The following is a 26,398-nucleotide window of genomic DNA, read 5'->3' on the forward strand; positions in this document are numbered from 1 at the left end:
AATCAATAATGAATGACAGTACATTCAGTGGTTTTGCACTGGCCGGAGGTACAGCTTTATCTTTATTGATCGGGCACCGGAAAAGTATCGATCTGGATTTATTCACCACAAAAGAATTTAATCCGGTACAGCTGGAACAATATCTTCAGAAGAACTATACTTTTAAAGGTGATTTTCTGGAAGGCTATAGCCTGAAAGGAGAAGTTAATGGCATAAAGTTAGATTTCATTCGGCATGATTATCCGGATGTGGAGCCAAGAATACAGGAAGACGGCGTACGACTGTACGGCCTGAAAGATATTGCCGCCATGAAGTTATCCGCTATTGGCGATAACGGGACCCGGCTGAAAGATTTTATCGATGTGGCTTACCTGTCCGGCTATCTTTCGCTGAAAGAGATGCTGACGGCATTCGAAGCGAAATACCCGCAGACAAATCCGTACCGGGCACTTAAAGGGCTCAACTATTACGATGATATCCGTTTCTCGGAAAGGATCAATTTGTTGGGAAAAGACTTCCGTTGGGAAGACATAGCGGCTCGCTTGACAGACATGACCCGGGAGGAAAACAAACGTTTCCCGCATCTGAAAGAAGAAGCTGCAGGTAAAGAAAAGAAACTACAGCAACCGGTTATACAGCCCAGGAAAAGAGGGAGGAGAATGTAAATTGCACATTGCACATTGCACAAAGTATAATAATGAAACGGATTGATTTTTTATAGTCAATCCGTTTCATTTTACTATACATAAACAGTTTACTTATTTTCGTATGATGTATTTTGAGGGATCAACCGGATTGTTTTCCCTCTTTTTACGAATAAACATTGCTTTCTGCTTTTTACCGATACGCTTAATATTCCTATAGTCCGATTCATCTCTGTCGGTATCAAGCTGATATGTATCTCCAATCTTGTCTGTCAGCGCTGCCATATCCTTACTGATCTTTTCGTTGGTTATTTTGGCGTATATTTGTGTGGTGGTAATACAAGAATGCCCCAGCATCTGAGAGACGGTTTCAATCGGCACTCCCTTTGATAAACAGACGGTTGTAGCAAACGAGTGTCTGGCCATGTGCGTGGTAATCCGCTTAGTAATTCCACATAATTTAGCAATACGTTGCAGGCATCGGTTCATACTATCGCCAAAAGTGGGAACAGGAAATATATAATTACTCCTGGCTACAAGACGGTACTGTTCAATCAATTTTTTGGCTACAGGAAGTAGCTTTACATAGAAAGTGGCATTGGTTTTCTTGCGTTTGGCAATCAGCCATAATTCTCCGTCGAAAGAGGTTTGTATATCATCGAAAGTCAGTTTCTTGATATCGGAGTATGCCAATCCTGTAAAGGCTTGGAACACGAAAATATCCCGGACTTGCCGTTGCTTGTATCGGCGAAGTTCCACAGACATAAATCTTTTGAGTTCATCTTCTGTTAAATAACCTCTGTCACGGGTCTTGGCTTTGAACCGGAATCCGGCAAATGGATTAACGTGTATATATCCTTTACGTTGGGCAATGAGCATTATCTGCTTGAGCTTGGTTACAGCGGTAAGTAACGTACTTCCTGCCAGCTTGCGTTCTTCCAATAGGTAAGCATAATAATCTTCGATAAACTGGGGCTCTATTTCTTTGATTGGAATATCGGATAGATTGTACCTGTCACGAAGGAACATCTCTATGCGTCTGCGATTAATAATTAGCTGTTCGTATGAGCCCTCGGTACGGTCTTTACCGACACGCTTGGCATAGCTTTCGTAAAATTCATCTGCAATAGAGAAAAAGGTGCGGTAATCATCTCCGAAACCCAGATAAGCGTTCTTGACTTTTTCAGCGGAGACAAAATTATCTTTGTCACAGATATGTTGGTACTGCTTGCCGATCTGGGTTTTGATGTTGTCTAACTTCTGATTGATTTTTTGGGCTTCGAGGCTTTTGCCTGAGGCTTTGTTTGCTTTGGTATCCCACAACGAGGGTTTTATGTTTAGCTTACAGCTAAACTGGGATACACTTCCATTAACGGTAATTCTTCCCATAACGGGTGCTTTTCCTTCTTTCAGATTGTTCTTTTTCAGGTAGAACAGAACCTTGAATGTACTTCTTGCCATAACTCTAATTTTTTAATTACAAATTTAGTTTATTTAGAGTTATCCGGTGCTATGCAAAATTATGCAAACTGTTGTATAAAAGCACATTAAAGTCAATAATCAAAATTGTGCTCAGGTAACGATTTGGTAACTGAACTCGCCGTCATCTTTGCTTTTTTATGCGTTTATTCCCAAAATATCAAAAAGAACCGTTATTATAATCCGCTGATTAAGTTCTTGTTACCTTCTTTTGCTTTGCCTCTCTCAAATGTCTGCTGTTTCTTTCAAGTACTCGTTCATTTTTTGATTCGTATGGATAGGTAACAATTTTCCATTCTCTAATCCTTCATACTTTTTCAGAATGGATAAAGGAACATCCAGTAATGGAATATTTGCCTAAACAGAAGATTTCTGTCGAGTTAGTTGTATCCACTTCTGCCCGAAACCGTCTTCGATAATATTTTCTTCTATTAGATTTGCTGCATCAATGTAAGCCAATCCGGTAAAAATCTGGAATAAAAATACATCTCGAACTTCTTCCAGTCGTGGCACATCAAATTTCTTGTTCATCAATCTCTTTATTTCAGGTTCAATAAGAAATTCTTTTTTTACAGGTTTGTATCCCAACGTGTAATCATCAAAAGGGTCAACAGTAATATATCTGTTCTTAAGCGCGTTGGTGATAATCTGTTTAAGATAGCGTAAATGTTTGACAGTAGAATTATGTCCACACTTGCAAATGGATTTCAGATAAACCTCATAGTCCGTTACAAACTGGAAATCGACATCCCGGATCGGCATATCTTCTTTCTTATATTTATATACCATAAAATCCCCGACACGTTTTCTGGTTGCCAGATATTTGGAAAGGGTAGTATCCCGAATTGTCTTTCCGACAAGATTCCGTTTCTGTTCTACTTTAATATCATAGAGAGAAAGTACTGTGTTTTTGCGTATATCTTTACCAAGATATGTGTTACGAAGTTTATCCGGTGTAACATAACCGTCTTTTTCCAAAATTGCTTTATACTGATTATCCAAAGCGATCTTGATTTGATCTAAAGCATCATTGATCTTTTTTGCTTCTTTGGTTCTACCAATAGCCTTGCCCAACGGGCTCCACATTTCAGGATCAACAAACATCTTGGAACTAAACTCTGCAGTTTCTCTGCTAATAGTGATCCTAACCATAATATTGGCTAGTCCATCTTTGTTTAAGTCTCTCTTTCTGATTAAAAAAAGGATTCGATACGTACTCTTCATAACTCATTCTTTTAAATGATTTGACAAAATTATTCACTATCACTTAAAGAATGAAGCTCTCTAAAAAGCCAAGTTAGGTCATTGTAAGTCATTATATACCAGCGATTAATTTGCTTAATCGTGAGTAAAATTTGAGTCTTAGGTTTACTCACGTTTTACTCACTCAACCGCTGTCCTAAACTGGCTTTTACTGTCTGAGGGTAGAATAAAAAAAGTCTGCTAATCTACTGACTAACAGACTTTATGTCTTTAATTGGCATTTTGTGGCTTTTGACCTTTTTGCCATTTTGTGGGCGTTGACGGATTCGAACCGCCGACCCTCTGCTTGTAAGGCAGATGCTCTGAACCAGCTGAGCTAAACGCCCCTATTGGGGATGCATTTTCTCCCAAATGCGATGCAAAGATATAGCTTTTTTCAATATTACAAAACATTTGAAATCTTTTTTTGAAAAATATTTTGAAACGAAATGACTTCAAGCATTTTAAAATCTTAATTTTTATCAATTAGCTAAGTAGATTGCAAAGATTTAACTAATTTCGCAGCAACTATAAATATATGACTTTAAAACGATGAACGTAAAAATTATAAATAAATCACACCATCCGCTACCCGAATATGCAACACCTTATTCTGCCGGAGTAGATTTGAGAGCAAACATTACGGAACCTGTAACATTGAAGCCGTTGGAACGCACTCTTATTCCAACCGGCCTGTATTTGGAATTACCGCAAGGATACGAAGCTCAGATACGTCCCCGCAGCGGGCTGGCTTTCAAGCACGGACTCACGGTATTAAATTCCCCTGGCACTATCGATGCAGACTACCGTGGCGAGATTTGTGTCATCCTTGTCAACTTATCAAATGATGAGTTTGTTATAAACGATGGTGAGCGCATTTGCCAAATGGTTATAGCTTCGCATGAGCAAGTACTCTGGGAAGAGGTGGAGGCAATTAACGAAACGGAGCGCGGAGCCGGAGGCTTTGGCCATACAGGAAAACAGTAATATTCAGAAACGTCATTTTTGATATGCATAAAAAAGTACGTGTTTTTTATTTAATCTTACTTGTCATCGCAGGCAATCTTACCTCTTTTGCTCAAAACAGTCAAATACCCAGCCCGATTGCAGAGAAACTTTCTGTCGACAACAGTCGTAAATTCGACTATTTCTTTTATGAGGCAATGAATGCCAAAGCGACCAATCAATACGATGCGGTTTTTGACTATCTCAAATACTGTATGGCTATCGATTCTACAAATGCCAATGTATTGTATGAACTCGGCAATTACTATAATTCTATTGAAAGTAAGAATAAAGCTATCGATTATTATCGTAGGGCCACAGTATATGATAGCGACAACTATTACTACAATATGGCATATGGAAGCATGTGTCTCGAGTTTAAGCAATATAGCGATGCCATAGAACAATTCGAAAAATTAGTAGCCAAAGACCCCGACAATACGGATTTATATATCTACCTATCTGAGTCGTACCGTATGGACGGCAATTTGAAAAACGCCATATCGACACTGGACAAACTGGAGCAGATAGTAGGAATGAACGAAAAAATAAGCCTCCAGAAATATCAGCTATATACAATGATGAAGCAGGAAAAACAAGCTTTTGCTGAAATACAGAAGTATATAGACAAATATCCTCACGAAATCAAGTATCAAATACTTCTCGGAGATTTATATTTACAGGCAGGGAAAACGCAGGAAGCGTACATGGTATACAGCCGTGCCAAATCAATCGACCCTGACGACCCCTACCTCATTTCGTCTATGGCCGAATACTACCAGCAGATGGGCAACAAGGATGCTGCAGAAAACGAATTACATATAGCTCTTGTTAGTCCTAAAATGGACATCGATACTAAACTGTCAATCCTAGCGCAGTATGTAGGTACGCTGCAAAGGACGCAAAAAGATACGCAGGCAGCTAACGCCTTGTTCGATACACTGATGATACAGCATCCGCAAGAACCGAAACTCAACCTGATGTACGGCAATCTTTTGATGATGCAAAATAAAAAGGAGGAATCCCGTTTTCAATATCAGCTGTTTGCAGAAGCCAACCCGACCAACCCTGTTGGATGGGAACAGATGCTATATACCACTTTCCCTGACAGCATCGATTTATCCATAAAGGTATGCGAACAAGCACTCACCTATATCACCGACCAGCCACAGTTCTATTTCTATTTAGGAGTCTCCCAATATATGAAAGAGAATTATAAGGACGCGCTCGCGGCTCTGCAAAAAGGAGTAGTATATGTAGATGAGAACAATACAAAGCTTTTGGCTGATTTCTACGGACAGATAGGAGACCTTTATTATCAGATGGAAAAACGCGACAGTGCATTTGTTATCTACGATAAGGCTCTTTCCTACGATCCGAATAACCTGGGTGTGCTGAACAATTATAGTTATTATTTGTCTTTAGTAAAAAAAGATCTCGACAAAGCGGAACGAATGAGTAGTATCACTGTAAAAGCCGAACCTTCGAACCCAACATATCTGGATACATACGGCTGGGTATTATTTGAGCAGGGAGCTTATACCATCGCTAAAATTTATATCGAGAATGCCATAAAGTACAGCCAGGAAAAGAAGGAAGAGGTTAGCGCCGAAGTTCTGGAACACTATGGCGATGTATTATACAAAACGAATGAACCCGATAAAGCCTTGGAATATTGGGAAAAAGCAAAGGAAAAAGGGGATAGCAAGTCTAAAACCCTTGAGAAGAAAATAGAAACAAAAACTTTTATTGCTGAATAATGAGACTAAACGGATTAAATAAAATAGCTGTACTACTGTTCATCATATCCGCATTATTTGCAGGAAGCAGTTGTAAATCGAAAAAAATAATTACCACAGGTGGAACTCTGGAAGAAAAGTCGCATAACCGTATAATTGAAGACGCATTATTCTCGGAAGTTAAGTTCAAAACGCTAACCACCAAAGGAAATGTCGAATTCAAAGCCGGTAATTCTTCCCAAAAAGTACCTGCCGTATTCAAAATGGTAAAGGACAGTATATTACAGGTGTCGATCCGGATTCCTATACTCGGTGGAGAAGCCATGAGATTGACCATCACTCCTGATAGTATCTTTATGGTAGACAGGATGAAAAAACAATATATTGCAGAACGTTTCAAAGATTCGAAAGCTATAGCCGGTTTCGACTTCAACTTTTATAATTTACAGGCTTTATTCACCAACAAATTATTTATTCCGGGCAATCGGGAGGTAACTGAAAAAGACTTTCAGAAGTATGATATATCGTCGGCAAACGATGTATACATGCTGAAGACAAAAGGAAAAGGCGATTTGTTATACAACTTTGCTGTAGATGCCACCAACCATGTGGCTTCAACATTGATCTACAATGAAAAGAAAAAGATAACCCTGCAATGGTCTTACAATGATTTCATCAAAGACAACAATCTGGTATATCCGACTAACATGCAGGCTAAGGTCGATGTTGCAAAAAGGCGTGTCGACATTAATATCACATATGACAAATTGGAAATAGACAAGAGTTTCAGTATAGATAATTCCATATCGCCTAAATATACCAAAGTGGATTTCTCTGATCTTATAGGCACATATATCAAAAAGAAATGAGAGTAGCAGCTTTTCTCTTTATTCTCCTTATCAGCATTTGTTCTTTCGCTCAAAATTCGAAAATAAAAGAACTCGAGCAGCAAAGGAAGAACGCCCTGCGTGAAATATCGAACACCGACAAACTGCTGAAAGAGACTAAAAGAAGCACTACTACCTTACTGGACAGAATACAGCTTATATCCAACCAGATATTCTCACGGCAAAAAGTATTAGACCTTCTGGGGCAGGAAATAACAGGTATAAATGCAGAAGAAAAACGGATCGAATCCGAAATAACGATACTTGAAGCCGAGCTTAAAGACAAGCAGAAAAACTACTCGAAAGCTATTGATGGAATGCTTCAAAACCGCCAAAGCGAGAATAAAATGCTTTTTGTTCTTTCCGGAAAATCTTTGACAGAATCGTACCGGAGGCTCCGTTACCTGCGCGACTACTCGGAATGGAGAAAAGAACAGGCCACAGAAATTAAAGATAAAAGTGCAAAATTAAAAGAGCGAAAAGAAGCGCTAATAAAAACGAAACAGGAAAAAACAGCCTTATTAGGACAGCGCAATACGGAGCAGGAAAACTTAAAGAAGGAAGAAACAAACTACCAGACAGAAGTCAGTGAAGCACAGAAAAAGCAAAAAGACCTGCAAAAAATACTGACTCAAAAACGCCAGCAGGCAGAGGCCCTCGACAGGCAGATAGCTAAATTGATAGCCGAAGAGGTTGCCCGTCAGGAGCGGGAAGCAAAACGTATAGCCGCTGAAAAAGCCCGCGCTGAAGCTGCAAAAAGAACCTCGAAGAAAAGCGGATCTACCACAACCACTGTGACACCGCCTAAAGAGGATGCAGCTAAAGTCGTAGCAACACCCGAAAACATAGCTTTGTCAAACAACTTCGCTTCGAACAGGGGAAGACTCCCTTATCCGATAACAGGCAATTATACCATAACCACACGATTCGGTTCTCATCAGCACAGCCGTTTCGTTACCACATCGAGCAGCGGGATAGATATTCAGTCGCAATCGGGAGCCGAGGCCAAATCCGTCTTCAATGGCGAAGTGACTTATGTCGCGGCCATACCGGGATACAACACCTGTATTATTGTGCGTCACGGAAACTATTATACATTCTACGGAAATATACAAAGTATATATGTAAAGCAAGGTGACAAGGTAAAAACAGGCCAGTCGCTCGGCAAAGTATATACAGATGCGGATACAGGCTTTTCTCAGCTGCATTTCCAGTTGTGGCAGGGGACCAACAAGCTCAATCCTGAACCTTGGTTGAGATAACGTAACCGGACTGCTATGAAAAGAGAACAATTTATAGAATTACCGGGAGTCACGGATCAGAGGGGAAGTCTCTCTTTCATCCAAGCCGGAGATCATATTCCTTTTCCTATTGCATCTATCTGTTGGAAATATGGCAGTCAGCACAGTGACAGCGATATACACAAAGTCCAGGATAAGATAATAGTGGCTTTCTCGGGAAAGTTTACCATCTTGCTTGATAATGGAAACGATGAACGAAGTTACATCCTAAACAATCCATCTCAGGGCCTTTATATTCCAGCCCTAGTGAGTTGCAGGTTTGAAGGCTTTTCACCTGACTCGGTATATCTGGTTATTTCATCGGCGTCTTCTCCTGCCGGATTATCCGGTGAAACAGAGAAAAATCAGTTAAAGACGTTCTCTGTAGAAGATTGTACACTCGTTAAGCTCCCACTAGCACAAAATCGCGCCGAAAATATTTCGTTCAGTATAAACCGCATATTTTATATATACAATATTCCGCCGGGGCAGACAAGGGGTATGCATACCCATAAGTATTGTCACGAAGTACTGGTTGCTACAAACGGAAGTTTTCGGGTAGAACTGGATGACGGGACAACTAAAAAAAACGTAGTGCTCGACCGGCCAGACTATGGCCTGTATATACCACCCGGTATATGGGCAACGGAAACAGAATATTCGTCCGGAGTTGTTTGTCTTGTTCTGGCCTCTGATGTATATGACGCGGAAAATTATATACATACCTATTCGGAATTTAAAAAATACCGGCAGCATGAAAATTAAGCTTTATAGTTCGGAATATAAGGACGCATGGGATAAATTTGTACGCACCTCTAAAAATGGTACATTTCTTTTCTATCGCGACTTTATTGAATACCATGCCGACCGTTTTAGAGATTACTCCCTGATGTTTTATCTGAACGATGTTTTGGTGGCTTTAATGCCAGGACATATGGAGGATAGGATATTTTATTCGCACAAAGGACTTACCTACGGAGGTCTTATTATGGGTGATAAGACTACTGCTGCAAATGTACTTTCCATATTCGAGTATCTTACAACGACATTCCGCCATCAGGGAATCAGGAAGATTATATATAAGGCTGTTCCGCATATCTATCATATTCGTCCTGCCGAAGAGGATTTATACGCGTTGTTCAGATATAAGGCGACACTCACATCGTGTAATATATCTTCTACCCTATTACTTGCGGACAGAACAAAATTTTCGGACTTGCGTAAACGGGGTGTAAAAAAAGCCCAAAAGAACAATTTGGCCGTAAAAAAAACTACAGATTATTCCGGTTTCTGGCAAATACTTTCCCGGAATCTGAAAGATAAATACGAAACAGAGCCTGTTCATTCTTTAGCTGAAATAAATTATCTGAAAAGTAAATTTCCGCGTAACATACATCTGTTCACTATCGGGAATACAGATAGTAGCAGCATAATAGGCGGCTGCCTTGTCTTCGAGACAGAAAGAGTAGCACACGTCCAGTATGTAGCAGCAACAGAGGAAGGTAAAAGACTCGGAGCCATAGATTTGGTTATCGACCATATAATAAATACAGCATTCGCTCACAAAACATACTTCGATTATGGCACATCGACAGAAAACGGAGGCTGGCACCTGAACGAAAATCTGATACACCAAAAGGAAGGATTTGGGACACGGGGAACTGTATATAATATTTATACGATTGATTTATCTATATAGTGTAGCTATCGTTTTTAGCCGATAGCCGGCTCTTTGATATTTTGTATTTACATTTAAGATTCAATGTTTAAGGATTTAAAGATTGATTAGAAAAGTAAAGTAAAAGTGTAATCTTTGTTACTTTTTAAAGTAGTAAGTATTGAGTTAATAAGTAAAACTCTAATTGTTGACTGTTAACTGAATCATGTGTTACCTTTGTTACCTTTTTGTGTCTTTGCGTTTTGGGAGAGATTTTTAAACACACAAAAAAGAGTAATACAGAGTTTTCAGAAAAATAGTAATAATAAGAAATTATGTAAAAAGTGTCAAGTTTGTCAACTTTTATAATGAATAGAAAACTCTCTTTAGAATTATCACATAAACAGAATGAGTTTAAATTCTTTTTTTAGAAAGAAAAGTATCGATAGTATATCCGGAGATGGAGACTCTATCGGGTCAGGAATGAAAAGAGTATTGGGCGTAAGGGATCTTACTCTTTTCGGTATAGCCGCCATTGTTGGCGCAGGTATTTTCAGTACTATCGGGCGGGCGGCATTTCATGGAGGACCGGCGGTATCGCTTCTCTTTGTATTTGTAGCTATCGCCTGTGTTTTTACAGCCTTGTGTTACGCACAATTTGCGTCCATGATCTCGGTCAGCGGCAGTGCCTATACCTACACATATGTATCATTGGGAGAAATATTCGCATGGGTGATCGGGTGGGCGTTGATACTGGAATATGCCGTATCTAATATGGTAATTGCCATTTCCTGGTCGGAATATTTCACTACCCTGCTCGAAGGTTTTGGCATCATGTGGCCCGACTGGCTTGGTATTGGGTATTCCACAGCCTATAAAGCATATAATATAGTATCGCAAGGTGTAACAGATTTACCATATCACACCATCAAAGCAGCGCAGACATACCAGAATGCGCCCGAGCTTTTCGGCACAAAAATACTAATAAATTTACCTGCCGGATTAGTAGTTACAGCCCTCACATTCCTTGTTTTCATAGGCATTAAGGAATCCAGGTTTGTGAATAACCTGTTGGTGTACCTCAAAATCGGCATCATACTATTAGTCATTGGAGTAGGGGTTTTCTTCGTAAAGCCTGAAAACTGGTCGCCATTCGCACCTAACGGTCTGCAAGGAGTGCTGGGAGGAGTAGCTGCTGTATTCTTTGCCTTTATCGGATTCGATTCTATATCTACCACTGCCGAAGAAAGTAAAAATCCGCAACGAGATATGCCACGTGCCATGCTCTACTGCCTGGGTATCTGCACCATACTTTATGTAACAATAGCACTGGTACTGACCGGAATGGTCAACTACAAAGAGTTAGGGGTGGACGATCCTCTGGCATATGTATTTCAGGTAGTGAATATGGACTTTGTTGCAGGTGTAATTTCCGCTACTGCAATTATTGCGATCACAAGCGCTATCCTTGTCTTTCAGATAGGGCAACCGCGCATATGGATGAATATGAGCCGAGACGGGCTCCTTTGGCCTAAGTTTGGAAAAATTCATCCGAAATACAAGACTCCTGCTTTCTCTACTATTATTACAGGAATAGTTGTTTGTGTGCCGTCCCTATTTCTGGATATGCAGTTTGTTGTAGACCTTACCAGTGTGGGCACATTCTTTGCTTTCATCCTTGTATGCGCCGGAGTGTTGTTCCTCGATCATAAAGGGGACAGTAAAAAGGCGAAATTCAAGGTGCCTTATATAAATGGACAGTATATCATTTTCATATTACTCATAGTTGCAGTATATTTGTTCGTCAGTAAGACCGATTTCGGGACAGTCATAAGCGAAAAACCGCTATTGATCGTTTTCTGGGCTGTATGGCTGGGTTTATCGGTGGCGGCATTCAAGTATAAGTTTTCGCTACTGCCTGTAATGGGGATTCTTACCAACTTATACCTGATGACAGAGCTTGGCTGGTCCAACTGGGTCATGTTCATCATCTGGCTGGCAATAGGATTAGTCATATATCTGGGATACGGATATCATAAGAGTAAACTGGCCACTGTTAAAACAGAGGCAACACATATAAAAGAATAAGAAGAATGAAGGAAAAGGAAATGATTTTCGGCATACGTGCTGTAATAGAAGCGATCGAAGCCGGAAAAGAAATAGATAAAGTAATAATCAGGCGTGAACTACAAGGCGACTTGTCGAAAGAACTTCTTGCCCTGCTGAAATCGCATGATGTCGCCGTACAACGTGTACCGAACGAACGACTAGACAGATTTACACGCAAAAACCATCAGGGTGTTATCGCATTCCTTTCGGCTATCACTTACGAAAAGATTGAAGATATCGTTCCTTTCCTTTACGAAAACGGAAAAGATCCTTTCATTCTCGTACTGGACGGTATCACCGATGTCCGTAACTTCGGAGCCATTGCCCGCACCTGCGAAGTGGCAGGCGTTAATGCGATTGTTATTCCCGCAAAAGGGAGTGTGACCGTAAATGCGGATGCGGTGAAAACATCGGCAGGAGCCTTGCTCAAAATCCCGGTTTGCAAAGAACCAAATCTTACTTCAGCAATTCAATTCCTGAGAAACAGCGGAATAAAAGTTGTGGCAGCCAGCGAAAGAGGAGCAGATATCTACACCGAGATAGATTATACAGGCCCTATAGCATTTGTGATGGGTGCTGAGGATGTCGGTGTAGCGAACGAAAATCTTCGCATAGCCGATAATCTGGTAAAAATCCCTCAATTCGGCACTATCGGCTCACTGAATGTCTCGGTGGCTGCGGGAGTACTCATCTATGAAGTTATCCGCCAGAAAGGACTGAAATAAAAACAAAATCTTAAAATATAAAGTGATGAAAAAAGTAATAGCCACAGATAAGGCTCCTGCAGCAATAGGCCCATATAGCCAGGCGATAGAAACGAATGGTTTGATATTTATTTCGGGGCAGCTACCGATCAATCCGGCTACCGGGGATTTTCCATCCGAAGACATTAAAGAGCAGACAGCACAGTCCTTCGAGAATATCAAAGCTATACTTGCCGAAGCAGGGCTTACAACAGATAATATAGTAAAAACAACTGTATTGTTGAATGATATAGCAAACTTTGCCGGGATGAACGAGGTGTATAACGCACAGTTTACCGGAACATTTCCTGCCCGTTCGGCGTTTGCTGTAAAGGATCTGCCTAAAGGTGCTTTGGTAGAGATAGAAGTAATTGCTGCGCGGTGATCGTGGAATAAAAGATAGTTGAAATAAAATATACTTTTGATTATTGCGTTTCTCATTTTGTAGAAACTCAGAAAAATGACTGTTGAAGAGAAATATATGTACCGCTGCCTGCAATTGGCTCAGAACGGGAGAGGCTTTACAAGCCCCAATCCGATGGTAGGCGCGGTTATAGTCCATCAGGGCAAAATTATTGGCGAAGGTTATCATCGTCAGTATGGCAAGGCTCATGCTGAGGTAAATGCGGTAAACAGCGTTAAAGATAAGGCTTTGCTAAAAGATTCTACAATTTATGTCTCCCTTGAGCCATGCTCTCATCATGGAAAGACACCTCCCTGTGCCCAACTAATTATAGACAATCAGATACCTAAGGTTGTTGTTGCATGCCTCGATCCTTACCCTGCCGTATCGGGACGAGGGATAAAAATGCTGCAAGATAGAGGAATAGAGGTTTCTGTAGGAGTATTGGAGAAAGAAGCGCAGGCTCTCAATAGAGTGTTTTTTACCGCGCAAACCCGAAACCGCCCCTACATATACCTGAAATGGGCACAGACCCAGGACGGCTTTATAGATAAAGAACGATGTGATGGTGAAAAGCCACAGCCGACCCCTATTTCGAATGAATTTTCACGGATGCTTGTTCATAAGAAAAGAGCGGAGACAGCAGGTATTATGATAGGAACTAATACTGCAGTAAACGACAATCCATCTCTGACAACACGTTTCTGGTACGGGAAAAACCCTGTGCGGATCATCATAGACAGACAGGGCAGAATACCTTCCGGTTACCAATTATTTGATGGAAAAGTAAAAACAATCATATTTACAGAGAAGGATTTATACGAAAAACAATCCGACAGCGTTATTTATATCCGGACGGACTTTAACGAAAGCCTCTTTGAAAATATATTCTCCATATTGAAAAGTCACAAAATAGACTCGGTCCTTGTCGAAGGCGGACGTGAACTCTTGCAAAGCCTGATAGATATACAAATGTGGGACGAGGCATATATCGAGACCTCAAATGCCTGTTTTGGCAAAGGAGTAAAGGCGCCCGACATCAGGGGATATGTCTTAAACAAAGGGCATTGGGGGACGTCTGAATATGTGCATTTAAGCACTACAGATACTTATAAAATTATATAAATATTAGATTTATTGACGCGTAAGCCGAAATTCTTTCTATTTTTGCACATTGATACTGAATAAATCTGTTTAAACTAATGAGATTGAAGCAAATTACTAAATTATTATTCATCTTTTTATCTGTCTTTGCACTAAGTTCATGTAATGACAGTTCATCTGAATACGATACTTCCGCATTATCGGGAGACTCACAGATTTCGAGCTTCAAAATAGCGGCATTGCCCTATACTGCTATAGATACGGTAAACTATCCGTCACTGGCAACAACAAGGTTCTCTATAGACCAGTTCAGCCGGCTGATATACAATGCCGACTCACTACCCTACCAGACTACTTTGAGGAAATGTGCAGTTACTCTTTCGTATGCTGCCGGGGGTATTGGAAAAGTGGAGTTGGTATACCCTAAGGACTCCGTAGTTGATTGGAATACTACCGATTCGGTAGATTTCTCTACTTATCTCTATCCTAAATTCAGGATAACTCCTTATAATGGTCAAGATCCAAGAGAATATACAGTAAAAATATTGGTACATAAGGTTGATCCGGATACATTGGTTTGGAAAGAAAAAGTTGTAACTAACTACCCTGCTTCTTTCAATAAACAAAAAACGATACTTATAGGCGACACTGTTTTCTATACATTCACTACCGGCTCTGATAATAAAGTATATCTATCCAAAGCAGACAAGCCTGAAAAAGCAGAAGACGCCCTGTCTTATGGTAATAAAGAGGCTGTTTCTACACTCGATGCTTCTACGCTTGTTCTCGAAAGTATAACATTCTTCAACAATAAATTCTATGCTGTAGATCAGAACAAACAAGGCTATGTTGCTGATATAAACGGCAAGTCATGGAGCAAAGAGGGAATAAGCAATAATGTGACAAACATTGTTGGTGTAATACCTACATTGGATGCTGCAACTGACTTACTCCTTGTTGTCACCGGAGACCAGTTCGCGACAACTACGGATTTGAAAACATTGGTAGCTAAGGGTACGATAGATAGCGATTTCCCAACAACAGGATATTCATCACTGACTCATAACGATAGAAGTAATCTGAATAATTGCATATTAGCTGTTACGAAAAATATCAGTCCGGGCTATGTGAAGACATGGTCTATAAAGATAGCAAGTGGCAATAGCCTTCAGGTTGCATCTAATCAGTCTAATCCGGTAATCCCTAAAAAAGACGGAGTTGTAACTTTCTTATACAACGGGTATATGTATGCCCTGACAGGAAATAGTTTTTACAAAACGCTAAGCTATGGTTATAAATGGACTACAGCTCCTAACAAGGAGATCTTAGACACAAGGATACCTAAAGCTTCGGGACAATCGGTTATTGTAGATGACGAAAATTATATCTGGGTATTCGGCGGAGTACCGGATTCGGGAACAAGCCCTATACAAAAGGTTTGGATAGGCAGAATAAATAAACTTAGAACAAAACTCTAGATCTCTGAGATTTGAGTGATATACTTTTAGTCCTGCTTTCTGCGTTAGATAAATAAGAACAGATACAGATTAATAAATGGGTAAAAGAAAGATATTATTTACTTTACTATTGATTATTATCTATTCTTCCCTCTCATTCATCGAACTGAAAGCGCAAGATGATTATAAGTATGAGATAGGAGGAATGGCCGGTACATCCTTTTATATGGGGGATGCCAATAAGAGTAAATTGTATCAGAACCCGGGACTGTCGGCAGGAGTTGTCTTCAGATATAACAAAGATCTGAGATGGTCTGTAAAGAGTAATTTTGTAATTGGAAAAGTTTCGGGTGACACCCGTGATTCGGGGAATAAATATCCATTCGGGCAAGAAATATCTTTTAGCCGTATGTTTTATGAACTGGGCAGTCAGATAGAGTTCAACTTCTTCAATTACAGTGATAAATTCGGTTACTTGGGAGCTAAACGCATATCTCCTTATATATTTACGGGAATAGGGTTTACATTAGGCTCGGGTAGCAAAACTTTTTTTGACGCTAATATTCCAATCGGGATTGGAGTAAAATATAAATTGAAGGACAGACTGAATCTTGGATTTGAATTCTCTTTCAGAAAACTATTCAGTGATTCGTTCGATGTTACAAAGGATGGAGATGGACTGAGTCTGGATGCACCTTACAAAATAAATGGAGGTGCCTTTAAGAACAACGACTGGTATTCTCTTACTATGATAAGTTTAACATGGGATTTTGGAGCAAGAATATGTCCTTGCCTGAATATTGATTAATTATTAAACCAAAATACAGATGTCATATCTTGACCAAATAGATAAAACGCGGGTACCTAAGCACATTGCTGTCATAATGGACGGTAACGGGCGATGGGCTAAACGGCAGGACTTGGACCGTACATTCGGTCACAAGGAAGGAATTTCCGCCGTACGCAGAGCTATTGAAGGCGCATCAAGAGCAGAGGTCCGTTATCTTACGCTTTATACATTTTCTACCGAAAACTGGAAACGTCCGGAAGAAGAAGTGAAAGCACTGATGAGCCTGATGGTACAGGCTGTAGCAAATGAAACACCGGAGTTGGTTAAGAATAATGTCCGGGTAAAAGTTATCGGAGACATTGACCGGTTACCTGAAGATACTAAAAAAGCATTGGACTATTGCCTTGAGACCACATCTGTATGTACTGGCACAACCGTTATCTTAGCTTTAAGCTATTCTTCTAAATGGGAGTTGACCAGAGCAATGAAAAATATAGTGATTGACGTTAAGTCCGGAAAGATAGAACCAGATGCAATAACAGAAGACCTTGTCTCATCTTATCTGGAAACAAAAGGTATTCCAGATCCTGATATATTGGTAAGGACCGGAGGAGAGTTACGCATAAGTAATTTCCTTCTTTGGCAGATTGCTTATTCCGAGCTCTTTTTCTCCGATGAATTATGGCCTGATTTTAATGAAGAATCCTTATATAAAGCGATTGTTGATTTCCAGAACAGAGAAAGACGATTCGGAAAGACGAGTGAACAAATTTCAGGAAAATCATGATCATTTTATGTCAACTCTATACTATAGATAATAAAAACAGGTTTAAATATTAGAAAGTAACTACGAAACAAAATATGTTCAAAAAAAGTTTATTTTTTCTATTCATTATCTTCTTCTGCTCAATTTCAACAGCCGTAAAAGCTCAGGGAATTACAGACAGTGCAGAAATTAAAAATGTGAATAAAGCCCTTCAGGTGAATGTGGACAGCCTGCCCGTTATCTCATACAATACCAGTAAGAAATACGAAATAGCAGACATGAAGCTTTCCGGCATCGTAAATCCTATGTACGAAGACTTCACATTATTCGGATTTGCCCAGCTACAAGTTGGAGACAAGATTGAGATCCCGGGACCGGAAATAACAAATGCGGTAAAACGCTTCTGGAGACAAGGATTATTCTCTGATGTAAAAATTCTGGCTACAAAGATTGAAGGAAATAAGATATGGTTAGAGATAAACCTGAAAGAACGTCCTCGTATATCAGACATAGTATATACCGGAATGAAAAAAAGTGAGCGGCAGGATATTGAAGCCAAGATAGGTATGGTGAAGAACCTGCAAATCACACCAAACCAAATGGACCGGGCTAAAACTATCATAAAGAAATATTTCGATGAAAAAGGGTTTACCAAAGCCGAAATCACATTAAGTGACAAGCCTGACTTATCTAAAGAAAATCACGTTATCCTTAATATTGATGTAGTTAAGAAGAACAAGACAAAAGTCAACAAGATCACGATAGAAGGTAATACTGAAGTAAAGGCCAGAACGCTGGAGAAAGCAATGAAAAAGACTCGCCACAAGAGTAATTTTCAGGCTTGGATAGCAAACTTCCTTCGTTCTACCAAATTCGTATCCGAAAGCTATGAAGAAGATAAAGAACTCCTCATAGAAAAATATAACGAACTTGGTTACCGGGACGCTGTGATCACATGGGACACCGTCTATGCTGATGCCCAGAAACCGGACAAAGTGGATATAGAAATCAAGGTGGATGAAGGGAAACAATACTTCCTTAAAGATGTAAAATGGGTTGGAAACACTGTTTATCCTACATGGCAGTTACAGCAATTGCTAAATATGAAGCCGGGTGATGTATATAATCAAAAGAAATTGACAGAGCAATTATCTGCTAATGAAGAGTCTGTGATGAACTACTTCTATCAAAACCACGGTTATATATTCTCGAATGCCGATCCAGTGGAAGTAAATATAACCAATGACTCTATTGATTTGGAAATACGTATCTCTGAAGGCCCGAAAGCTTCGATTCGGAAAGTAACTATAGCTGGTAATGACCGTGTATATGAAGATGTTGTACGTCGCGAATTACGGGTTAAGCCGGGAGCACTTTATAGCCGCGACGACATTGTGCGTTCACTGCGTGAAATCGCGCAGACAGGGCACTTCGATCCTGAAAACTTAAATCCGGGTATTGTACCGGATCCCGAATCAGGAACAGTGGATATCAACCTGCCATTAGTATCTAAAGCAAATGACCAGGTAGAATTTTCTGCCGGATGGGGACAGACTGGTATTATAGGAAAATTAAGTTTGAAATTCTCGAACTTCTCATTAAAGAATATGTTAAATCCTAAATCATATAAAGGGATTATTCCTCAGGGAGAAGGTCAGACACTTACATTGAGTGCTCAGACAAATGCTAAATACTATCAATCATACTCCGCATCCTTTATGGATCCTTGGTTTGGTGGCAAGCGTCCAAACTCTTTATCGGTAGGAGTATATTATTCAAGACAAACGGACATCAATAGCCGCTATATCAACAATAGTTACGGCTCAGGTTACGGATATGGATATGGTTACGGATATGGGTATGGAAGCGGATACGGAAGCGGATATAGCGACTATAGTTTCGCAGCCGACCCTAATAAATCTATCCAGATGATCGGAGCCTCGGTAGGATATGGTAAACGCCTGAGCTGGCCGGATGACTACTTCTTTGTACAAGCCGAATTATCTTATCAGTTATATAGAATGAAAGACTGGGCATACTTTATTGTAAAAGATGGGGTTTGTAACAACCTAAGTGTGAATCTTTCATTGAACAGGCGCTCTATCGACAATCCGGTATATACCCGTCGTGGTACGGATATATCCCTTAGCTTGCAGATAACTCCTCCTTTCTCTGCTTTTGACGGTAAAGATTATGCTAACATGAAATCGGATGAATATGGCTATGAACCGGGTGAAAAATTCAAATGGATAGAATATCATAAGTGGAAATTTAAAGCTAAAACTTTCACCTCTTTATATGACACACAAAAGACACCGGTATTGATGACCCGCACAGAATATGGATTTGTCGGATATTTCAACAAAAATAAGAAATCTCCATTCGAAACATTCTATATGGGAGGTGATGGTATGTCAGGATATTCAAGCACATATGCTACAGAAACGATCGGACTACGTGGTTACGAAAACGGATCATTAGGTACACAGGCAAGTGCATACTCACGTTTAGCACTTGAATTAAGATACCCTCTTATTCTGGAACCATCATCAACAATCTATTTGCTGACATTTGTTGAAGCCGGTAATGCATGGAACGACCTGAAGAAATTCAATCCATTCGACCTTAAACGTTCTGCCGGTGTAGGAGCACGTATCATGCTCCCAATGATCGGACTTATGGGTATAGACTGGGCATATGGATTTGATGCACCCAACAATTCAACTGAGAAGAGTGGCAGCCAATTCCACTTTATTATCGGACAAGAGTTTTAATCAACCGGAAATTAACATTATTTATAGGAACCGGAATAAACAAATGCATAAACTGTGTGTCTAATATATATCATCAAAAATCAACAGTTATGAAAAGAATATTTTTACTATTAGCTTTATTTATAGGAATAACCGCAGGAAGCTATGCTCAAAAGTTTGCTCTTATAGATATGGAATATATATTGAAAAATATAAGTAGTTATGAGACCGCACAGGAACAACTTGACGTAATGTCTAAAAAATGGCAGGGCGAAGTAGAGAAAGTGCAACTCGACGTAAAGAACATGTACAAAAAATATCAGGCCGATCTTGTTTTCCTATCTGCAGAACAAAAGACAAAAAGGGAAAATGAAATCGTGGAGACAGAAAAAAGCCTGCAGGAACTGAACAAGAAATATTTTGGACCAGAGGGAGAACTTTTCAAGAAGAGGGAAGCCCTGGTGAAACCCATTCAGGATGATATATATAATGCTATAAAAGAAATATCCGAAGCCAAAGGCTATCAGCTTGTTCTCGACAGGGCATCGGCAGAAAGTGTTATTTTTGCTTCTCCCAGAATAGACATTAGCAATGAAGTTCTGGCAAAACTCGGATATTCAAAATAATTATTTATATTTGTCCTCAATAATATAGAATTAACCACTTAAAAGAACTTATAACTATGTTTAAAAAGCTAATCCTATTGCTTATAGTAATAGCTCCAATGTCAATGTTCGCTCAGGATAAAATTGCATATATCAATGCAAATGAGATCTTTTCCAAGATGCCTGAACTAAAAGACGTTGAAACTAAACTTGCAGCAAAAAGCGAAACAATTAAAAAGAATGCAGCAGCTATAGAAGCTGAATACACAAAGAAAGTAGAAGAGTTCCAAAAGGACACTACAAATTTAACAGAAAGCATTCTTCTCGACAGACAAACTCAATTGGATGGACTAAGAGATAGGTATCAAAACTTTGTTCAAACAAGCCAAGCGGAATTTGAGAAAGAACAACAAACGCTAATCACTCCTATTCAGCAAAAAATGAGACAAGCTATCAAAGATGTTGGCGATGAGAACAACTATGCATATATTTTAGATGCTGCAACGTTGTTACATATAGGCTCACATGCAACAGATGCGAGCAAAATGGTAAAAACTAAGTTAGGAATTACAGACTAGTAAGTCACATACATAAAATAAGAATAGGCTAACCCGATAAGGATTAGCCTATTCTTATTTTAGCTTGCTGACTATATTTATATCTTAGCCAAAGCTTGTTCCAAATCGGCCTTTATATCATTGACGTTCTCAATGCCGACCGAAATACGGAGTAACCCCGGTATGGCCCCCGTAGCCACTTTCTCTTCCTCTGATAACTGCTCATGGGTAGTCGTTGCAGGATGAATTATCAAAGATTTGGCATCCCCTACATTCGCTAAATGGCTTATCAGTTCAAGAGAGTTTATCACTTTGTCGGCATTTTCGCCTGAGCCCTTTACCTTAAAGGAAAGAACTCCGCCAAATCCGTTCTTGAAATACTTCTTAGCCAGACTATGATAAGGACTGCTTTCAAGTCCCGGATAGTTCACATATTCCACTTTAGGGTGCTGTTCCAACCACTTTGCAATAGCCAACGTATTTTCTACATGGCGCTCAACTCGCAAAGACAATGTTTCCAAACCTTGCAACAAGAGGAAGGAGTTGAACGGGCTGATTGTATTGCCCCAATCACGAAGCCCCTCTACACGGGCGCGGATAGTAAAGGCAATATTACCGAACGGGCCATTTGCCCCAAAGACATCCCAGAACACCAAACCATGATAGCTTTCGGAAGGTGCTGTAAATTCCGGGAACTTACCATTACCCCAGTTGAACTTTCCACTATCTACAATAACACCTCCCAGGGAAGTACCATGTCCGCCAATCCACTTGGTAGCACTTTCTACGACAATGGTTGCCCCATGTTCCAAAGGACGGAACAAGTAGCCTCCTGCCCCAAAAGTGTTATCTACAATCAATGGAATGTCGTGTTTATTAGCCACAGCTGCAATAGCCTCAAAATCGGGTATATTCAAATCGGGATTACCTATTGTTTCCAGATAGATCGCTTTTGTATTGCTGTCTACCAGCTTTTCGAAAGAAGCAGGTTCGTCATCCGGTGTAAAGCGTGCTTCTACTCCCAAACGTTTGAATTGCGATTTGAACTGGTTATATGTACCACCGTAAAGATGAGATGTAGTGACAAAATTATCTCCTGCCGACAATATATTATTTAACGCAATGAATTGTGCAGACTGACCGGAAGAAGTAGCCAGAGCCGAGGCTCCACCCTCAAGAGCAGCAATACGCTTTTCGAAAACATCTGTAGTCGGATTCATCAGACGGGTATAGATATTTCCAAACTTGCGCAGACCGAACAAATCGGCTCCATACTGTGCATCGTCGAATGTATATGAACTTGTCTGATATATAGGAACTGCACGCGAACGCGTCACCGGCTCTTTTTCCTGTCCGGCATGTACTTGAAGGGTTTCAAATTTATATTTACTCATCTCTATAATTTTTTATATGATATATATTATTAAAAAAGTAATAAAAGTAACACGGGATTGGCTGTTAGCTTTTGAGTCTGTAACCGATAACTATTAAAAAAGTAACACTTCTCACAATCAATGATCAACTATCAAAAAGCCTTGCACTAATAACTTAGATATAGATAAATATCTTATACAATGATAACAGTTACTATAATAAGTATGAGTAACCGGCAATAAGGCCAATTACTCAACTAAATCTAATAACCAAACAATTTAACTATATACATGATTAAAGGGGATACTCTTCAAAGGCATACAGCACTGTAGATAAGTAGCGCTCGCCTGTATCAGGTAAGATAACAACTATGTTCTTACCCTTATTTTCAGGTTTCCTTGCCAACAGAGTTGCTGCATAAGCTGCCGCTCCGGAAGATATTCCGACTAGCAGACCTTCCTCTCTGGCCAACTCACGGCTTGTGCGTATTGCATCATCATTACTAACCTGAATTATTCCATCGACAAAAGATGCATCATATGTTTTGGGTATAAAACCGGCTCCGATACCTTGTATCTTGTGTGGTCCCGGTGTGCCCCCCGACAGAACAGGAGAATCAGCAGGTTCAACTGCTATAATCTTTACATTCGGGTTGTATTTTTTCAATGTTTCTCCTACTCCGCTCACTGTACCTCCTGTACCTACTCCGGATACAAAAATATCGACCTTCCCGTCCGTATCCCGCCAAATTTCTTCAGCTGTAGTACGTTTGTGAATCGCGGGGTTAGCGGGGTTAGCAAATTGCTGCAAGATCACTGCTTTCGGATTTTCCTTCTGCAATTCTTCAGCTTTTGCAATAGCGCCTTTCATGCCTTCAGGACCAGGTGTTAAAACAATATTAGCACCTAATGCTTTCAGTAAATTGCGACGCTCGATACTCATCGTCTCCGGCATTGTCAATGTCAGCTTATACCCTTTAGCTGCGGCGACAAAAGCAAGCCCGATACCTGTATTGCCACTGGTTGGCTCTATTAGTTCGCTGTCAGATTTTAGAACACCCGATGCCTCAGCATCTTCTATCATCGCATTGGCAATACGGTCTTTTACACTCGAAGCAGGATTGAAATATTCCAGCTTTCCGATCACAGAGGCTTCAAGCCCGTGTTTTTTATTATAATTTGAAAGCTCCAGTAATGGAGTGTTACCAATAAGGTCTGTTAATTTTTTAGCAATTTTTCCCATAAGATTATAATTTTAATATCTGATTTTCAATAATACAAAGGTATATGGTATTCTGCATTTATGAAATCGCTAAAGTAAGGTATTTTCATACCATAAACATGGTATATTTCAAGTCAGAATAGTTGTATCGATCCATATTCGAATAAAAATTCGTCGGTTAATTTGCGGATTAAAAATACATTCGTATATTTACGAACAATAAATATCGAGTCTATGTCAAAGAAAGAATTAACAGCCGATCAGGAACAATTAGCCCGTTTTGCTAAAGCATTAGGACATCCTATTCGTATTGCCATACTTGAAATGCTTGCCAATCAATCATGCTGCTATCATGGCGATATGTCAGAGGTTTTGCCCATTGCCAAAAGCACGCTGTCTCAGCATTTGAATGAACTAAAAGATGCAGGATTAATTCAGGGGACAATTACATTACCCACCGTGAAATATTGTATCAATAACGAGAACTGGAATAAAGCTAAAGAACTATTTGGTGTTTTTTTTACTCAATTACAGAAAACAGACGATATTTGCTGATATTATGGACATCAGGTTTGCAACAAAAAAGGATATCCCTGCTATTAAAGAGTTATTCCGTTCAACTATCCTTGCGGTCAATTTGAAAGACTATACACCCGAACAGGTCGGATGCTGGGCTGCAAGGGGAGAAGACGTGAGTGTATGGGAGGAACGGATAAATGAGCAATACTTTATACTTGCCGAGGAAAACAATACAATATTAGGGTTTGCTGCCCTAAAATTGTCAGGGTATTTAAATTCTATGTTTGTCCATAAGGACTATCAGGGGAAGGGCATTGCAACATTCTTACTTAAAAAGATTGAAGAATATGCACGGTTAAAAGATATTTCAGAAATAACTGCTGATGTCAGTATTACAGCCCAACCTTTCTTCTCAAAAAAAGGCTATGTTATTTTGGAACAACAGACCGTTTGCATTGGTATTTCCATGACAAACTATAAAATGTCAAAAGTTTTATCCTGATATTTTTTTAAGATAAGCATTCGTTATTCGACGAAATAGAAACTGTTAGTATAAACACGAAATTATAAACAATATGAGAATTTTAATTCTGTGTACAGGAAATAGTTGCCGTAGCCAGATGGCACACGGATTTTTACAATCATTCGATCCTTCATTGTCTGTTTATTCGGCAGGGACAAAAGCAAGCGGAAAAGTAAATCCAAAGGCAATAGAAGTCATGCAGGATGCAGGGGTGGATATTTCGCACCATACATCCGATAGTGTAGAGCAATATATGAATGATGAATGGGATTATGTGATAACCGTTTGCGGTGGTGCAAATGAAAGCTGTCCTGCATTCTCGGGAAAAGTAAAGAACCGTCTGCATATCGGTTTTGATGATCCGTCCGAAGCTACGGGAACACCCGAGTTTATTCAATCCGAGTATATCAGGGTAAGGGATGAAATCAAAACAGCATTTTATAAATTATACACCGATAAGATAAAAGGTCATGAGTAAAAAGAAAATGAGTTTCTTAGATAAGAACTTAACACTTTGGATATTCCTTGCAATGGCTATCGGTGTAGGATTGGGGTATTTTATCCCGTCTTTCAGCAGCTACATAGATTCCATGTCGAGCGGGACAACAAATATTCCTCTGGCAATAGGTCTGATCCTGATGATGTATCCGCCATTGGCAAAAGTAGATTACAAACAACTGCCGAAAGTATTTTCTAACGTAAAGATATTATCTATTTCGTTAATCCTGAATTGGATTGTCGGACCTCTTTTAATGTTTTTACTTGCCATTCTCTTTTTACACGATTACCCCGAATACATGGTTGGGGTTATTCTTATAGGTCTTGCGCGGTGTATTGCAATGGTACTTGTATGGAACGATTTGGCAGAAGGTAATACAGAATACGGCGCAGGATTGGTTGCCCTGAATAGTATTTTTCAGGTATTTTTTTACAGTTTTTATGCGTGGATATTTGTAACAAAACTTCCTCCCTTGTTCGGTTTTGAGGGTACGATCGTGGATATATCCATAGGTACAATAGCCGAAACAGTCGCTATCTATTTGGGTATTCCTTTCCTGATGGGTATTCTAAGTCGATTGATATTGGTTAAAATCAAAGGTGAACAATGGTATAAAGAAAAATTTATTCCTACAATCTCTCCAATTACTTTAATCGCCTTACTATTTACCATAGTATTAATGTTTAGCCTCAAAGGGGAACTGATCGTACAAATACCGCTAGATGTGGTACATATTGCCATACCGCTACTTATCTATTTCGTAGTGATGTTCTTCCTCAGCTTCTTTGCAGGAAAATTAATGGGGGCGTCTTACGATAAAAATGCTTCGATAGCTTTTACAGCCACAGGTAATAACTTTGAACTGGCTATTGCAGTTGCAATAGGAGTCTTCGGCTTGCATAGCGGGCAGGCTTTTGCAGGCGTAGTCGGTCCGCTTGTCGAAGTGCCTGTACTTATACTGTTGGTAAATATTGCCTTTTGGTTGAAAAGAAAATATTATAAATAAGAAGAAATTAACGTCAATATTTATATATGGATTGTT

The 26,398-nt window shown here is 39.7% G+C and carries 25 protein-coding genes and 1 tRNA gene; 21 read left to right on the forward strand and 5 right to left on the reverse strand.

From position 1 onward, the window contains the following. The first annotated feature begins 8 nt into the window (after positions 1-8). The gene (locus HMPREF9455_RS16655; RefSeq protein WP_052303105.1) at positions 9-665 is read left to right on the forward strand and encodes a nucleotidyl transferase AbiEii/AbiGii toxin family protein; all 657 of its coding nucleotides are present in this window, start codon (positions 9-11) and stop codon (positions 663-665) included. Between the two features lie 93 nt (positions 666-758). Here HMPREF9455_RS16655 and HMPREF9455_RS16660 read toward each other — a convergent pair whose 3' ends face one another. From HMPREF9455_RS16660 to HMPREF9455_RS16670, 3 genes are all read right to left on the reverse strand, one after another. Next, positions 759-2,105: a site-specific integrase gene (locus HMPREF9455_RS16660; protein ID WP_006800910.1), complete on the reverse strand. Its 1,347-nt coding sequence runs from the start codon at positions 2,103-2,105 to the stop codon at positions 759-761. A gap of 375 nt (positions 2,106-2,480) precedes the next feature. Beyond that, positions 2,481-3,347 carry a site-specific integrase gene (locus tag HMPREF9455_RS16665; RefSeq protein ID WP_006800911.1) on the reverse strand — a complete coding sequence of 289 codons (867 nt, stop codon included), beginning with the start codon at positions 3,345-3,347 and terminating at the stop codon, positions 2,481-2,483. Between the two features lie 290 nt (positions 3,348-3,637). Next, a tRNA-Val gene (locus HMPREF9455_RS16670) sits at positions 3,638-3,712 on the reverse strand. Between the two features lie 205 nt (positions 3,713-3,917). On the opposite strand from HMPREF9455_RS16670, the gene dut reads away from it, so the two are divergent. The 16 genes from dut to HMPREF9455_RS16750 all read left to right on the forward strand — a co-directional run bounded on the left by dut (position 3,918) and on the right by HMPREF9455_RS16750 (position 21,241). After that, positions 3,918-4,352, forward strand: a complete 435-nt coding sequence (gene dut, locus HMPREF9455_RS16675; protein WP_006800912.1) for a dUTP diphosphatase — start codon at positions 3,918-3,920, stop codon at positions 4,350-4,352. Between the two features lie 23 nt (positions 4,353-4,375). Continuing rightward, positions 4,376-6,130 carry a tetratricopeptide repeat protein gene (locus HMPREF9455_RS16680; protein ID WP_006800913.1) on the forward strand — a complete coding sequence of 585 codons (1,755 nt, stop codon included), beginning with the start codon at positions 4,376-4,378 and terminating at the stop codon, positions 6,128-6,130. Continuing rightward, on the forward strand, positions 6,130-6,978 hold the full coding sequence (gene lolB1, locus HMPREF9455_RS16685; RefSeq protein WP_006800914.1) for a lipoprotein insertase outer membrane protein LolB1: 849 nt from the start codon (positions 6,130-6,132) through the stop codon (positions 6,976-6,978). Before HMPREF9455_RS16680 ends, lolB1 begins: the two co-directional genes overlap by 1 nt. Next, positions 6,975-8,258: a murein hydrolase activator EnvC family protein gene (locus tag HMPREF9455_RS16690; RefSeq protein ID WP_006800915.1), complete on the forward strand. Its 1,284-nt coding sequence runs from the start codon at positions 6,975-6,977 to the stop codon at positions 8,256-8,258. Before lolB1 ends, HMPREF9455_RS16690 begins: the two co-directional genes overlap by 4 nt. Positions 8,259-8,273: 15 nt before the next feature. Next, the gene (locus tag HMPREF9455_RS21160) at positions 8,274-9,041 is read left to right on the forward strand and encodes a WxcM-like domain-containing protein (protein ID WP_006800916.1); all 768 of its coding nucleotides are present in this window, start codon (positions 8,274-8,276) and stop codon (positions 9,039-9,041) included. Beyond that, on the forward strand, positions 9,031-9,975 hold the full coding sequence (locus HMPREF9455_RS16700) for a hypothetical protein (RefSeq protein WP_006800917.1): 945 nt from the start codon (positions 9,031-9,033) through the stop codon (positions 9,973-9,975). The genes HMPREF9455_RS21160 and HMPREF9455_RS16700 overlap by 11 nt, the downstream gene beginning before the upstream one ends. 366 nt (positions 9,976-10,341) lie before the next feature. Next, positions 10,342-12,021 (forward strand): amino acid permease, encoded by a 1,680-nt coding sequence (locus HMPREF9455_RS16705; protein ID WP_006800918.1) that lies wholly within the window; start codon positions 10,342-10,344, stop codon positions 12,019-12,021. 5 nt (positions 12,022-12,026) lie between these two features. Beyond that, on the forward strand, positions 12,027-12,767 hold the full coding sequence (rlmB, locus tag HMPREF9455_RS16710; RefSeq protein WP_006800919.1) for a 23S rRNA (guanosine(2251)-2'-O)-methyltransferase RlmB: 741 nt from the start codon (positions 12,027-12,029) through the stop codon (positions 12,765-12,767). 25 nt (positions 12,768-12,792) lie between these two features. After that, on the forward strand, positions 12,793-13,170 hold the full coding sequence (locus HMPREF9455_RS16715; RefSeq protein ID WP_006800920.1) for a RidA family protein: 378 nt from the start codon (positions 12,793-12,795) through the stop codon (positions 13,168-13,170). 75 nt (positions 13,171-13,245) lie between these two features. Further along, complete coding sequence (gene ribD, locus HMPREF9455_RS16720; protein WP_006800921.1) at positions 13,246-14,313, forward strand: bifunctional diaminohydroxyphosphoribosylaminopyrimidine deaminase/5-amino-6-(5-phosphoribosylamino)uracil reductase RibD; 1,068 nt, start codon at positions 13,246-13,248, stop codon at positions 14,311-14,313. 77 nt (positions 14,314-14,390) lie between these two features. Then, positions 14,391-15,770, forward strand: coding sequence for a DUF6242 domain-containing protein (locus HMPREF9455_RS16725; RefSeq protein WP_006800922.1), 1,380 nt, complete (start codon positions 14,391-14,393; stop codon positions 15,768-15,770). 76 nt (positions 15,771-15,846) lie between these two features. Continuing rightward, positions 15,847-16,557, forward strand: coding sequence for a type IX secretion system protein PorG (gene porG, locus HMPREF9455_RS16730; RefSeq protein WP_006800923.1), 711 nt, complete (start codon positions 15,847-15,849; stop codon positions 16,555-16,557). Between the two features lie 19 nt (positions 16,558-16,576). Beyond that, a complete protein-coding gene (locus HMPREF9455_RS16735) occupies positions 16,577-17,326 on the forward strand; it encodes an undecaprenyl pyrophosphate synthase (RefSeq protein WP_006800924.1) in 750 nt (249 codons plus the stop codon). A gap of 74 nt (positions 17,327-17,400) precedes the next feature. Then, positions 17,401-20,079 carry an outer membrane protein assembly factor BamA gene (gene bamA, locus HMPREF9455_RS16740; RefSeq protein WP_006800925.1) on the forward strand — a complete coding sequence of 893 codons (2,679 nt, stop codon included), beginning with the start codon at positions 17,401-17,403 and terminating at the stop codon, positions 20,077-20,079. An 89-nt stretch (positions 20,080-20,168) separates the two neighbouring features. Continuing rightward, positions 20,169-20,684 carry an OmpH/Skp family outer membrane protein gene (locus HMPREF9455_RS16745; RefSeq protein ID WP_006800926.1) on the forward strand — a complete coding sequence of 172 codons (516 nt, stop codon included), beginning with the start codon at positions 20,169-20,171 and terminating at the stop codon, positions 20,682-20,684. 56 nt (positions 20,685-20,740) lie between these two features. Continuing rightward, positions 20,741-21,241 carry an OmpH/Skp family outer membrane protein gene (locus tag HMPREF9455_RS16750; protein WP_006800927.1) on the forward strand — a complete coding sequence of 167 codons (501 nt, stop codon included), beginning with the start codon at positions 20,741-20,743 and terminating at the stop codon, positions 21,239-21,241. Positions 21,242-21,318: 77 nt separating this feature from the next. On the opposite strand, the gene HMPREF9455_RS16755 is transcribed toward HMPREF9455_RS16750, so the two are convergent. Further along, positions 21,319-22,614, reverse strand: a complete 1,296-nt coding sequence (locus HMPREF9455_RS16755) for an O-acetylhomoserine aminocarboxypropyltransferase/cysteine synthase family protein (RefSeq protein ID WP_006800928.1) — start codon at positions 22,612-22,614, stop codon at positions 21,319-21,321. 274 nt (positions 22,615-22,888) lie between these two features. Beyond that, the gene (cysK, locus tag HMPREF9455_RS16760; protein ID WP_006800929.1) at positions 22,889-23,836 is read right to left on the reverse strand and encodes a cysteine synthase A; all 948 of its coding nucleotides are present in this window, start codon (positions 23,834-23,836) and stop codon (positions 22,889-22,891) included. A gap of 213 nt (positions 23,837-24,049) precedes the next feature. Between cysK and HMPREF9455_RS16765 the strand changes: the two genes are divergently transcribed. The 4 genes from HMPREF9455_RS16765 (at position 24,050) to arsB (ending at position 26,362) form a co-directional block, all read left to right on the forward strand. Further along, a complete protein-coding gene (locus tag HMPREF9455_RS16765) occupies positions 24,050-24,370 on the forward strand; it encodes an ArsR/SmtB family transcription factor (protein ID WP_006800930.1) in 321 nt (106 codons plus the stop codon). A 4-nt stretch (positions 24,371-24,374) separates the two neighbouring features. Beyond that, positions 24,375-24,836 carry a GNAT family N-acetyltransferase gene (locus HMPREF9455_RS16770; RefSeq protein ID WP_199343246.1) on the forward strand — a complete coding sequence of 154 codons (462 nt, stop codon included), beginning with the start codon at positions 24,375-24,377 and terminating at the stop codon, positions 24,834-24,836. A 73-nt stretch (positions 24,837-24,909) separates the two neighbouring features. Continuing rightward, the gene (locus HMPREF9455_RS16775) at positions 24,910-25,335 is read left to right on the forward strand and encodes an arsenate reductase ArsC (protein WP_006800932.1); all 426 of its coding nucleotides are present in this window, start codon (positions 24,910-24,912) and stop codon (positions 25,333-25,335) included. Further along, positions 25,328-26,362, forward strand: coding sequence for an ACR3 family arsenite efflux transporter (arsB, locus tag HMPREF9455_RS16780; RefSeq protein ID WP_044216602.1), 1,035 nt, complete (start codon positions 25,328-25,330; stop codon positions 26,360-26,362). Before HMPREF9455_RS16775 ends, arsB begins: the two co-directional genes overlap by 8 nt. Positions 26,363-26,398: the final 36 nt, after the last annotated feature.

Source organism: Dysgonomonas gadei ATCC BAA-286 (genome assembly GCF_000213555.1).
In the GTDB taxonomy this organism is placed as follows: domain Bacteria; phylum Bacteroidota; class Bacteroidia; order Bacteroidales; family Dysgonomonadaceae; genus Dysgonomonas; species Dysgonomonas gadei.